This is a genomic window from Gracilibacillus sp. JCM 18966, from assembly GCF_055392695.1.
This window is the reverse complement of sequence record NZ_AP043883.1, coordinates 2336340-2348130: the sequence shown is the minus strand read 5'-3', so window position 1 is coordinate 2348130 and position 11791 is coordinate 2336340. Positions and strand designations below refer to the sequence as shown.

The window sequence follows — 11791 nt, the reverse complement described above, 5'->3', positions numbered from 1 at the left end:
TGTAACACGGATGATACAGAACATTCATGTTTTTTGCACTATAAAATAGCAAAAAACCATCCTTCCTAAGAAGAATGGTTCTTAAACTATACTAAAGCTTGAGATAAATCCTCGATTAGATCTTCGATATCCTCTATTCCAATGGACAAACGGATTAAACCGTCTGTGATACCTAGTTCCTCTCGTCGATCTTTCGGAATAGATGCATGGGTCATTCTAGCTGGTATCGAAATTAAGCTTTCCACTGCACCTAGACTTTCGGCTAAGGTAAAATATTTTACTTTACTTAAGACTTGATCAGCCTTTTCACTACTTCCTACATCAAATGCAATCATACCACCGTATCCAGCTGCCTGTTTACTTGCAAGCACATGGTCCTGATGCTGCTTAAGACCTGGATAATATACTTTCGTAACATTCTCGTGCTGATCTAAGAAAGTAGCGATTTTATTAGCATTTTTCTCAATAGCTTCCATACGTAGTCCTAAGGTTTTGATTCCACGTAGTAATAACCAAGAATCCTGCGGTCCTAATATTGCTCCAGCAGAGTTTTGGATGAAATGAATCCTCTCTGCTAGTTGATCATCCTGGACAACCACTAAACCTGCCACAACATCACTATGTCCCCCAATGTATTTTGTTGCACTATGAAGAACAATGTCTGCTCCAAAGTCAAGTGGTAATTGAATGTAAGGTGTGGCAAAGGTATTATCTACCACAAGAAGTAAATCATGCTTCTCTACCAATTGCTTCATTTTATTTAAATCAGTGACTTTTAATAAAGGATTTGTTGGTGTTTCTATATAGAGAATTTTTGTGTTCGGTTGAATTGCCTTTTCCACTGCATTTGGATCACTTGTATCCACGAAGCTATGGGTTAAATTCATATGGTTTAACACTTTTGTTGTTAATCGGTAGGTTCCCCCGTAAACATCATCCGTTAAGACAACATGATCCCCAGCCTTTAGCAGCATCATAACCGCATTAATTGCTGCCATTCCTGATGCAAACGCAAAGCCATGAGTACCATTTTCTAGTTCAGCTATAACCGTTTCAAGAGCGTGTCTTGTCGGATTTCCCGTTCTTGAATATTCATACCCCGTATGCTTTCCTGCTTCAGGTTGCTTGTACGTACTTACTTGGTAAATAGGGACAGAAACTGCACCCGTCCTTTCATCTCCGGTTATACCACCATGAACCATTTTCGTTTTTCTTCTCATTTTCTCCACCTCAATCAAATGAATAGATCTCTTTACTTAGATAACGTTCACTACTATCTGGGAAAATGGTGACAATATTACTGCCTTTTCTCGCGTTTTGAGCTTCTGTTAATGCTGCACACATTGCTGAACCAGAGGAGCTACCTACAAGCAACCCTTCCTTCAACGCCAGCTTCTTTACCATTTTAAATGCATCATCATCATTTATAGTATAAATTTGATCAAAATAAGAACGATCCATATATTCGGGGAGGAATTCCATCCCTATCCCTTCCGTTTTGTGGGGGCCTGGCTTCCCGTTAGCAATAACTGATCCTTCAGGCTCAACAATTACGGTCTTAATATTAGGGTCTTTGTCCTTAAAATATCGCGCAGAACCCATAAAAGTTCCACCAGTACCTGCGCCGGCTACAAAAACGGAAATATTCCCATCTAACTCTTGATAAATTTCTGGTGCGATTGATTTGTAATAAGTGTCTGGGTTCGCTGGATTAGCAAATTGCTGAACAGTATAACTATTCGGAATCTCCTTTAATAGTTGATTCGTTTTCTCGATTGCACCTTGCATACCCTTTGCTTTAGGTGTATGCACAATTTCTGCCCCTAAAGCTCGCATAAGCAATTGTTTTTCTTGGCTAAAATGCTCAGGTACACAAAATATAATGTGAAAACCTTTATTTACAGCAGCTAAAGCAATACCAATACCTGTATTACCAGCGGTCGGTTCAATAATCGTTCCACCTTGCTTTAATTCCCCAGATCTAATAGCTTGATTTATCAAATACAAGCCTAATCGATCTTTTATGCTACCACCAGGGTTAAAAAACTCTAATTTCGCAAAAAGTCTCACATCATCTGGGAGATCAAAGTTGGTGATTTCTAATAATGGTGTGTTTCCAATCAATTGCTGTATATTCCTATAAAGTGTCAACGTTAATCCCTCTTATTCAGCAAAAACAATATGCCATTCATCTTTACCTTCTAACATTTTTTTGGCGATGTCCTTCGCACCTTCTAGGCTATGATTAGCAGCCCAACCACATTGAACTTCATTACATGCTGGAACTTCTGTAGCATTTAGCACATCATGTAATGTTTTTTCTAATGCATCAACTACATCATCAAAGTTATCATTGTTAAGAATAGATAAATAAAATCCTGTTTGACATCCCATTGGACTAATATCTAATACATTATCAATATGGTTACGTATATTCTCAGCCATTAAATGCTCAATAGAGTGTAGTCCTGCCATTTCCATGTGATCTTTATTTGGTTGACGGAAACGAATATCATATTTGTACACTTTATCACCATTTTGACCGGTAGTGACTCCGACAAGTCTCACATATGGCGCCTTTACTTTTGTATGATCTAGATTAAAGCTTTCTACATTCATTTTTTTAACCAAGTTAAACACTCCTTTTTCATTGTTTTCTTGCCATAATTAACCAAACATATTTGTTACACTGCTTTGCCTCAAATTGAAATCCATTTTGTGTAAATAGGACCTTTAAATCTTGAAGAAAAGGATAATATTCTGTTTGTAAATCATGTAATAAGTCCGTATATTCATTTGCTTCTGCTTCCTGATGAAGTTTTTGCTTCGCTGCTTGATTCTTATATACCGTATCAGCAAATACTATACGACCATTGTCTGCCAGTATTTCATAGAACTGTGTGATTGCCTTATTCTTTTCTTCATCTGTTAAATGATGAAAGGCATAGGTACTCACAATCGTATTGATTTCAACAGCTGGTTTATGATATTGAAGAAAATCTCCGTCTTTAATATCTAATTGTGGAAATTTCTTTTGAGCAAGCTCTCTCATTGGATCTGAAGGCTCAATGCCAAACACGGTGTGGCCTTTTGCGATGAGCTTTGCCGAAAGGTTCCCTGTCCCAACCCCAAATTCTAATACATTCCCTACCGTGAGCTTTGCCACTTCATTTAGTATTGTATCATATCCTTCGAATACATCTCTATATTGAGGGTCATTTCCAGTCACTGCATCATCATAGGAAGACGCCCATTCTTCAAATACATCCAAAAATTCTCTCCCCACTTTAAACCCTCCGTCAATATTATTTAATTCATACTATTTTACTCTGTTTTATCGGAATTGTTACCACTATATCATAAATAAGTAGAATATGCAAAAAAAGAACAGGTATCCATGTTCGGTACCTGTCCTTATATATAAATAATTAGGAAGCTTCTTCTTGCTCAGGAAAAACTCGATTTAACATATTTCCAATTCGATTAAAAAAGCCTTCCACTGGCTCGCCAGCATCTAAATCTTGTGCATAACGATCAGCTAAATCGAAGAAGTCTGGATTTGTAGTAACATACACATTATCGATATCTTTATTAACAGATTTCACAATATCGGTAATCTGTTTTCGGACCTTATCACTAATTTCGTTCCCTGTTTCACTTGTATCATTTCCATCTTTGTTCCAAGATGCAGCAACATAAGCATTGTTTTCAGTCGTTAATACATATACGCGATTAATTTCTGGAAGTTCTTCCTTAATACGATCCTGTGCTTTTTCTGCGACTTCATAATTGTCGGACTCTTGATTAGTATTTTGGTTATTGTTATTCGTCCCATTATTACCATTATAGCCAGGGTTTTGATTATTCATAAAGCTACCTGGATCTCGACCTTCTTGGTTTTGATATTGATCATTTGGTCCATGACCTCTGTTTATATCTCTATCGTTCATTGGATCATCAGAGGTCTGATTATATCCAATTGGCCTAGTATTATTATTTACATCATTATTACCTTGTCCGTAATCATTATTACCACAAGCTGCTAAAGAAATTGTCGTAGCACATGTGATGGCTAGAGCAGTTCTTTTCCAATTCATGACATTCCCTCCTTTTCATCAGAATTATCATTATTATTTGTTGAAAAATAAAGGTTTATCCTTGTATTCCATATAAAAATCTTGGAAAATCCACCATAAAAACTGATGGTTTCACAACCTAGAAGTCGTGCATACTATGTATAAAGCGAGACTTTCCAACGGTTTGGGCATGTCGGACCTGCCATGATCACGACGATGAGGTGTTTTTCTTCCATTCATCCTCTACTGTTGGTTAGCAAAAATTCACATGAATAATTATCGCCTATATTAACTCTTAATTTTGGATTATTGGGCGGTATGGAAATGATAAAACGAAGAATCCCCTCCACTAGATGAAATAAAAAGGTAAGAAAGGGGAATGAATGGTGCAAAATATAGACTATGACAAAGCTTTATACTTTACTTTATGGGGGCATTGGGACGATTTGTTAGTCTTAATGGTTCGAACAAATGATGATTTACTTGCAAAAAAAATTGAACAATTTCTCCACGCCTATCATTACCCTATTTCAAGGGAATGGTTATCGATGACACATGAAGAATTGTTACACTATATAGATCATGCCTTACTAAGCCAAATGACGGTAAAGTGAGACTTCCATCAAGGGGGTGATTTTTCCCCCTTGATGGTTAGCGAAACTTACCAGGATGTTTAGCGACCGTTTCCTCCTTAACTTCCTTGAGCTTCTCCATTTTTAAGGAGGATTACGGACGCTTTACGCTGTGGTAAAGTGAGACTTCCATCAAGGGGGTGATTTTTCCCCCTTGATGGTTAGCGAAACTTACCAGGATGTTTAGCGACCGTTTCCTCCTTAACTTCCTTGAGCTTCTCCATTTTTAAGGAGGATTACGGACGCTTTACGCTGTAATTAAAAGAAAGTGGCCACTAATTTGGTCACTTTCTATTTCTCATACATATAAAATTAAATTATGATGACATGACTGAAAACCATTCACAATCTGAACGGTTATGGAACAAATAAAGATTATGGATATGCCCTTCTCGAATTAGGAGCAGCGTTTGATTTTCCATTCTTTGCATTATGATTAGCTTTGGAATTAAATTTTTTTTTCTTGTTTCTTCTTGTTGACATTTGGTCGACTTTCTTGTTTCTTTTGATTAGCTTTTTGCTTCTTATGGTTGTCTTTACTTTGACTGATCTGTTTAGTATAGCTATTGTTTTGGTTCACACGGCTTTTTTCCTTCGCATGCTCAGGTATTCGTTCGTTTATTGTATCTTTAACTTTGTTTTGGCTCATTGCAAGACCAGGCTTCTGGGAGTTTTGCCCCTTTATTGCGTTATTTTCCCTTGCTTGATCATTAGCTTGTGGAGGTAACAGAGTGGCAACAGAATCGTTTGTTTCTTTACTTTTTTCGCTTTCAACAGGTACAGGATCGCTATCGTCTTCGTCTTCCTCTAGATGATCTTGGTAAAAATTATGAATAAGTTCTTCTTCTTCTTCATCCAAATCAGGAAGTGACTCCTCATTCTCCTCTACCGAAGATGTCGAAATAGCCGTTGCCTCTTTCTCTAGTTCCTGTGCCGCAACCTCATTCATTGACTTTTGTTCTTTTTGAGCCTCGTTTCTAATTGCTTCCTTTACCTCATATATCGCCATCTCATGTTGATTCTCCCCATAATACTGATTAAGTTCATCCATCATATTCTTCTCATTTTTTTGATGAAGATAACTAATCGCCATTAAAACAGGAGAATCATTGGAAAGTTCAAAAGTATTTTGGGATAATTCAATAATTTTTTCAGATACTATAAAAAATGATTTGTTTTGCCAATTAATTTGACTAACAACCTGCTCTGCATCTTCATTTAGCGCCTCTAATTTCAAAACTTGAAAGTTTTGGTCAATCGACACATTGATACTTGGATTAATATCAATGCTTACTACTGCGTATACGTCTTCCTTCGAAACCCATAAATATATAGGACTTAAAAGTAAAACACATATAATGGCCATTGTAGCGATTTTGAACGGTACTCCTCTAAATAGTGGCAATATATGATCCCATATGTAGGATTTAGATTTAAATTGGATCTCCATCCCAATTTCTTCCTTTTGTAATGGCCTAACCTTGTGGAACAATCCTTGCCTGTCCATGACAATGGAATACCTTTTTTTATGTTCCACAATAATACCTTTTTTCACGGATCTACCCCCTCAAGGTATTCTCTCAAGTAAACGAAATCACCAGTTAAGATGATAAAAATAGTCAGAATATATTTTCTGTTTCTTTCTAGTGTTTTCTTACTTACTGGAACTTCCTTTAGTAATTTTTTTATTGGAACCCTTTTCTTAGTCAATACATATTCCCTTAAGGCTTCGTTTTTCGCTAGAATATTCGCAGCAAACATTGCTGATTCCCTTGCATCCTGGTGTTTCGGTGAAATAAGCGTTAATTCTTGAAACGTTATTTTATATGCTTTTAATTGCCTCGTTAATTCTAGTATTTCCTGTTGTCGGTTCCATGCATCCATCTTTAATTGATGAATACGTGTTGCTTCTTTAATCTCTTGAGGTGTCTGATTAAATTCTGTTTCCTCCATGTTTTCAAGGGATGGAACAATATACTGCCTTTTTTCTTTTCTTATATAATCAATTACTTTTCGCTTAATAATCACCTGCGAAAAAGCGAGAAAAGACGTTCCTTTTTCTCTTGAATACATATTCATAGCATCATGGAAGGCAATCATACCGATACTGAATTCATCATCACTCGATTGTTCAATATACCTTTTACATACTTCGGATACACATTTCGCGATAAAAGGCTGATATGCTTTAATTATATCATTCTTTAGCTGCTCATCACCTCTTTGTATCATTTCGATCTGATCTTCTAATGTTATTTCATTTGCTAACTGGTTCTCTAGCATTGTAGATCACCACCAGCATTTATAATTTTCGCTATATTTATATTATTTTTGGCTGTATTATCCATAATATTTTTGAGAATGTTATCTAGTTGTTTATATTGTAACAATTTTCATTCACCAACTTTTAATAAAAACTTTACACTGTTCTAGTTTAATTGATAACAAAGTTACAGTGCTACCATGCTTTCATTACAAATCATTAAATTTCATTTTCAAAACCTAGTATAAAAGTCACGTTGCGGTAAAACACTCGATATCTTTATGAAAATTTACCTACCTAACCGGTAATTGGTTGTTAATTTCTTCTATTGGAATTGCTAGACCTACTTTACTATACTGTTCGTGATTTATCGTTGCGAATACGACACCTATTACTTCTCCTGCTTGGTTTAATACTGGACTACCACTATTTCCTCTATACACAGGGGCATTTAACATATACACAGGGGTATTCCAATCTGTTAGTTGTGTTGTCCCAATAATTTGGCCCTTATTGGCAATTCCATTAAAACGTAGTGGATTTCCGATAAATAAGACATTCTGATAATCTTTTTCTGTCACTTTATCCGCTAAACGAAGAAATGGTAGCTTCTCCCCGTCTATTTTCAATAAAGCAATATCTATTTCTGGTAAAGCCTTGACTACTTCTGCATGATAAAGCCCTTGTTTTTCAAAAGCTACAGTTATAGTCGGCTGTGATTCTATGACATGATAATTCGTTAAGATATACCCATTTTCAGAAATAGCAAAACCTGTTCCCTTGTTGTTTTCTCCTTCGATAACAACAACTGCTTCGCGATATTGGTTCACTTGGTCGTCTTGCATTAATATAGTGGAGGTTCTAATAAAATCAATGGCGGGTATGGAGAAGGTCTGTGGAAAAATAGCGATAACCTGGATAAACATGGCGATAACAATAGACATTAATGCCCATTTTGGAATATGAAGTGTTCTTTTCTTTTTTTCGTTTTGCTCTTCTTTTTCTAATAATTGTCGTCGTTCTTCTTCTAATAATTCGAGCATTTCTTCGGCACTCAGTTCTTCATACAAATCCTCATCTATGATATCCCATTCCTTGTCATCCGAATTTCGCATTACATCACCCACCTTACACAACATACTTAGAATAGATTATAACACTTTTCACAGGAATAGTGGGAATTAGGATTTTTGGTAAATGCTTCTTTATTAAATGTTTAATACAGAAAAATCCGATCGATAATTCGACCGGATTCGTTTCTATACTTTTGTTATTCATTTACAGAGTTCTTTTCTTCCTTCGTATGAGAACCAACCCAACCAAGAGAAGGGCGAGTCCTGCTAAAATAAAATTACCAAAGAAGCTGGAGGTGTCTGGTAATTCGTTCATTTGGCTCTCTTTATTGTCTGCAATATTTCGTTCTCTTTCACTTTTTACAACGTCAGCGTCATTTTCAGGCTGGTTGGAAGTAGGTTCTGCATTTGCTGATTCCTCTTCTTTATTGTTTACTATTGGTTCTTTTGTTTGAATGTCTTCCTTCATTTCTTCCGGCAGAATAGTTACCTTTATTAGATGCTCAGAGAAATTATCTTTATCGTCTGTTGCTTGATAAAGGAATTGGTATTCTCCTGGTTTTTTGGTGGAAAAGGCATTCTTATCTATTGTTTCTCCATCACTATTTTTAATGGTTAATAATAACTCAACATTTTCATCTATATTATCTACTGCTTGTACCTCTGGAAAAGTGAATTTATCTCCGTAAGCGAGGGTTTTCTGGTCCTCCTCCACGCCAGTGATCATCGGAGCCTCCGTATCTTGTTTGACGATAATATTTAGGACAAGTCGATCCGTATTTTTCACAGAATCAACAGCAGTTGCTTGAAGTGTATATTCTCCTATAGCTGGGGATTTGGAGAATTCCTCCCACTTAATTTCTTCCCCTGTCGCATTGTTTGTTAGTAGATTCTCAACCGGAACCGTTTCATCAAAATCATCTGTTGCCGTTATCTCAGGAAAATCAAAGGGCTCGCCAACTGATATTGTTAACGTATCCTTTTCCCCCTCATATGCAATCACTGGTGGTTTATCAGAGTAATGTACAAGTCCAAAACCGTATTCAGAATCACGACCTTGTGGCCCTAAGTCATTGGCGAGATTTTGTGCTAATTCTCTTAATTCAGTTGCCGAATGATTAGGCAATTTTTGTTTCAGAATCGCAAGGATTCCAGTTACATGTGGTGTTGCTTGGGAAGTACCACTGTTTTGGGTATAGCTATTTTCCGTAGACAAACTAGTAATATTAACCCCAGGTGCTGTTAGTTCATTTTCTGAACCTGTTGCAGAAAAGCTTGCAATACTTTGATCACTTTCCACTGCTGAAACTGCAATCACCTCTTCAAAGGCAGCAGGATACTCTACAGCTCCACCATTATTTCCACTTGCAGCAACTAGTAGGATTCCTTCCTCATAAGCTTTTACTATCGCCTCATGAACAGCTTCATCCTCTGTTGGTGTTCCTAAGCTCATATTGATAATATCAACCTCTTTTTCAATCGCCCAACTAATCGCTTGAATTAAATCAATCGAGTTACCTTTTATTTTTCCTTTTGTTTCATCGTATTCAAATACTTTTGCACCATAAAGATCTGCATCTGGTGCTACTCCATAAGTACTTGACCCGATAATTCCTGCCACATGTGTGCCGTGTCCCTCGTAATCAACATCATATTCCTCTGTGTTACTATTCTCTTCCTCATTCTCGTTAATGGCTGAAAAGCCCTCTTTTATTTGATAATCGTCATGCTTAGCAAAGCCTGTATCTAGTATAGCGATTTTCACATTATCACCAGTAAGCTTATGCCTATGCGCATCATCTGCCCCAATCATTTCTAAGTTTGTCTCATTTATCGTAGCTTGAGGATTTTCTTCCGCAATATCTATCGTATAATTTTGATTGATGGAAACAGACTTTACATTTGGGTCTTTTTTAAATTTTTCCATTTCTGTAGTTGGCACTGTGACTATTTTCATCGATAAATTATGGAGGTTACGCTCATTTTCATATTTCTCCACATGATAGTTTTTTGATAGTTCTTTATTATTAGGTACACCATCATTATATGTAACAATAATATCGATCATTTCTTCTTCTGTTTGTGCACTCGTCATAGGTATAAATAAATGAAAGAAAGCGAAAGCGAAAACGGACACTACGACCATTCTATACCAATTTACATGTTTCAAAATTTCCTCTCCTCTTCTGTGCAGGATCGTTTGCCTACGAATATCTCTTTTAATATTAAAGTTTAATAGACAATTCGTCAATTTTCATAGAGTAATAGTTTGACGATAAGAAACAGGTTTGAAACCTGCCGAAAATTGTATTATGATATTTATGTATAGAAAAAAGGAGATGGACATCATGTTATTAGATGAAATTCTTTCATTCAACGAGAAGTTTGTAGTAGACAAAAAATATGAGGCTTACGCTACAGACAAGTTTCCGAATAAGCGTGCCGTTGTATTTACTTGCATGGATACGAGACTCGTTGAACTTTTACCAAAAGCATTAAACCTAAAAAATGGTGATGTCAAAATGGTCAAAAATGCTGGGGCAATTTTAGATGATCCTTATGATAGTACAATGAAAAGTATATTAGTGGCCATTCATGCACTTCAAGCAGACGAAGTATTTGTCATTGCTCACCACGGCTGTGGTATGACGAACTTCGATTCAGATGCTTTTCTTGAATTAACGAAGGATAGAGGAATTGAACAATCGGCCATTGATCAACTAAAAGTAGATCCAAATGAATGGTTAGTTGGCTTTGAGGATCCAGCGGCATCTGTCAAGAAATCGGTTGAAATTATTGAAAACCATCCATTATTGCCAGAGGATGTACCAGTACATGGTCTAGTAATCGACCCAGCCACAGGTAAACTTGATTTAGTGAAAAAAGGATATTAATGAAAAGCATACGCCTAGTTATCTAGGCGGCGCTATATTAATAGTAATGAAATTTATGCTTTAAGGTATCTGAATTAACTTACGATTTTTATACATTTTGTAATGCATCGACTTTTTGAAACACTCTGTAGCAAAGAGATAAATTCAAGTAAGACCCAATACCAAACACTAACACTATAGTGATCGGAATGTAGAGTAATATTACCGTAAGTAAAACCATAATTAATAAATTTAGCAACGTAGTAGGCAGATAAGCAAATGACATGATAAAAGAATTTTTAATCGTTGCCTTCCAGTTCATTCGATAATGTGACATTATAGGAAATAAAAACAAGGAAGTAAATAGAAAAATAAGGCCCATAAAACACAGGGGTATTAATATAATCATGTTTGACTCGATTTGTAAAAAAAGTTGGAAATCTAAATAAAACACAATTAAGAATATTCCCCATAGAGCTCCAATGAAAATACCTTGTTTGAAATGACGTCTCAAAAAATGAAAATATACAGACAGAACCTTCGTTTCTCCATTTCTCTTCCACCTACGGATAACGCTATACATTGCTGTTGTTGCAGGAAATATCGTTATCACTGGAAGACAGGAGATCAACCATAGGAAATTTAAAATTAACAAATTAGAAAGAAGTTCTAAGGCTCCATACCATTGACTGTTTACTATCTTCATCTTTTTCACCTATCTTTATCATTTATTATAATTTCACACCTAAGAAATTTATTTTCGCTTAAAGATTGTATGCCACCTACAGTGATATTTAATATTTGGATAAGTAATATCTTTCCATCTTCTAGCTCCACCCTAAACTTGTTAAAGCCATCCACACCTTATGGTAAG

The 11791-nt window shown here is 36.0% G+C and carries 12 protein-coding genes; 2 read left to right on the top strand and 10 right to left on the bottom strand.

Annotated elements, in window-relative coordinates; translation table 11 throughout:
- Positions 1–86: 86 nt before the first annotated feature.
- The 5 genes from ACZ5N5_RS11185 to ACZ5N5_RS11165 form a co-directional block, all read right to left on the bottom strand.
- Positions 87–1220, bottom strand: coding sequence for a bifunctional cystathionine gamma-lyase/homocysteine desulfhydrase (locus tag ACZ5N5_RS11185; protein WP_464372505.1), 1134 nt, complete (start codon positions 1218–1220; stop codon positions 87–89).
- A gap of 10 nt (positions 1221–1230) precedes the next feature.
- The gene (locus ACZ5N5_RS11180; RefSeq protein ID WP_109985539.1) at positions 1231–2151 is read right to left on the bottom strand and encodes a PLP-dependent cysteine synthase family protein; all 921 of its coding nucleotides are present in this window, start codon (positions 2149–2151) and stop codon (positions 1231–1233) included.
- A 12-nt stretch (positions 2152–2163) separates the two neighbouring features.
- Complete coding sequence (locus ACZ5N5_RS11175; protein WP_054861363.1) at positions 2164–2631, bottom strand: S-ribosylhomocysteine lyase; 468 nt, start codon at positions 2629–2631, stop codon at positions 2164–2166.
- A gap of 16 nt (positions 2632–2647) precedes the next feature.
- A complete protein-coding gene (locus ACZ5N5_RS11170; RefSeq protein ID WP_054788514.1) occupies positions 2648–3286 on the bottom strand; it encodes a class I SAM-dependent methyltransferase in 639 nt (212 codons plus the stop codon).
- Between the two features lie 142 nt (positions 3287–3428).
- Positions 3429–4097: a YhcN/YlaJ family sporulation lipoprotein gene (locus ACZ5N5_RS11165; protein WP_109985540.1), complete on the bottom strand. Its 669-nt coding sequence runs from the start codon at positions 4095–4097 to the stop codon at positions 3429–3431.
- A 362-nt stretch (positions 4098–4459) separates the two neighbouring features.
- On the opposite strand from ACZ5N5_RS11165, the gene ACZ5N5_RS11160 reads away from it, so the two are divergent.
- Positions 4460–4690 (top strand): YhdB family protein, encoded by a 231-nt coding sequence (locus tag ACZ5N5_RS11160; RefSeq protein WP_054788515.1) that lies wholly within the window; start codon positions 4460–4462, stop codon positions 4688–4690.
- A 466-nt stretch (positions 4691–5156) separates the two neighbouring features.
- Here ACZ5N5_RS11160 and ACZ5N5_RS11155 read toward each other — a convergent pair whose 3' ends face one another.
- The 4 genes from ACZ5N5_RS11155 to ACZ5N5_RS11140 form a co-directional block, all read right to left on the bottom strand.
- Positions 5157–6263 carry an anti-sigma-I factor RsgI family protein gene (locus ACZ5N5_RS11155; RefSeq protein WP_464372504.1) on the bottom strand — a complete coding sequence of 369 codons (1107 nt, stop codon included), beginning with the start codon at positions 6261–6263 and terminating at the stop codon, positions 5157–5159.
- Positions 6260–6991, bottom strand: coding sequence for an RNA polymerase sigma-I factor (sigI, locus tag ACZ5N5_RS11150; protein ID WP_277678138.1), 732 nt, complete (start codon positions 6989–6991; stop codon positions 6260–6262). Before sigI ends, ACZ5N5_RS11155 begins: the two co-directional genes overlap by 4 nt.
- A 273-nt stretch (positions 6992–7264) precedes the next feature.
- Positions 7265–8086 (bottom strand): S1C family serine protease, encoded by an 822-nt coding sequence (locus ACZ5N5_RS11145; RefSeq protein WP_109985543.1) that lies wholly within the window; start codon positions 8084–8086, stop codon positions 7265–7267.
- Positions 8087–8249: 163 nt separating this feature from the next.
- Positions 8250–10214, bottom strand: coding sequence for a S8 family peptidase (locus tag ACZ5N5_RS11140; RefSeq protein WP_464372503.1), 1965 nt, complete (start codon positions 10212–10214; stop codon positions 8250–8252).
- A 175-nt stretch (positions 10215–10389) separates the two neighbouring features.
- Here ACZ5N5_RS11140 and ACZ5N5_RS11135 point away from each other — a divergent pair, with 175 nt between their 5' ends.
- The gene (locus ACZ5N5_RS11135; RefSeq protein WP_464373779.1) at positions 10390–10938 is read left to right on the top strand and encodes a beta-class carbonic anhydrase; all 549 of its coding nucleotides are present in this window, start codon (positions 10390–10392) and stop codon (positions 10936–10938) included.
- A gap of 88 nt (positions 10939–11026) precedes the next feature.
- Here the strand turns inward: ACZ5N5_RS11135 and ACZ5N5_RS11130 are convergent, their stop codons facing one another.
- Positions 11027–11623 carry a YesL family protein gene (locus ACZ5N5_RS11130; protein WP_464372502.1) on the bottom strand — a complete coding sequence of 199 codons (597 nt, stop codon included), beginning with the start codon at positions 11621–11623 and terminating at the stop codon, positions 11027–11029.
- Between the last annotated feature and the right edge of the window lie 168 nt (positions 11624–11791).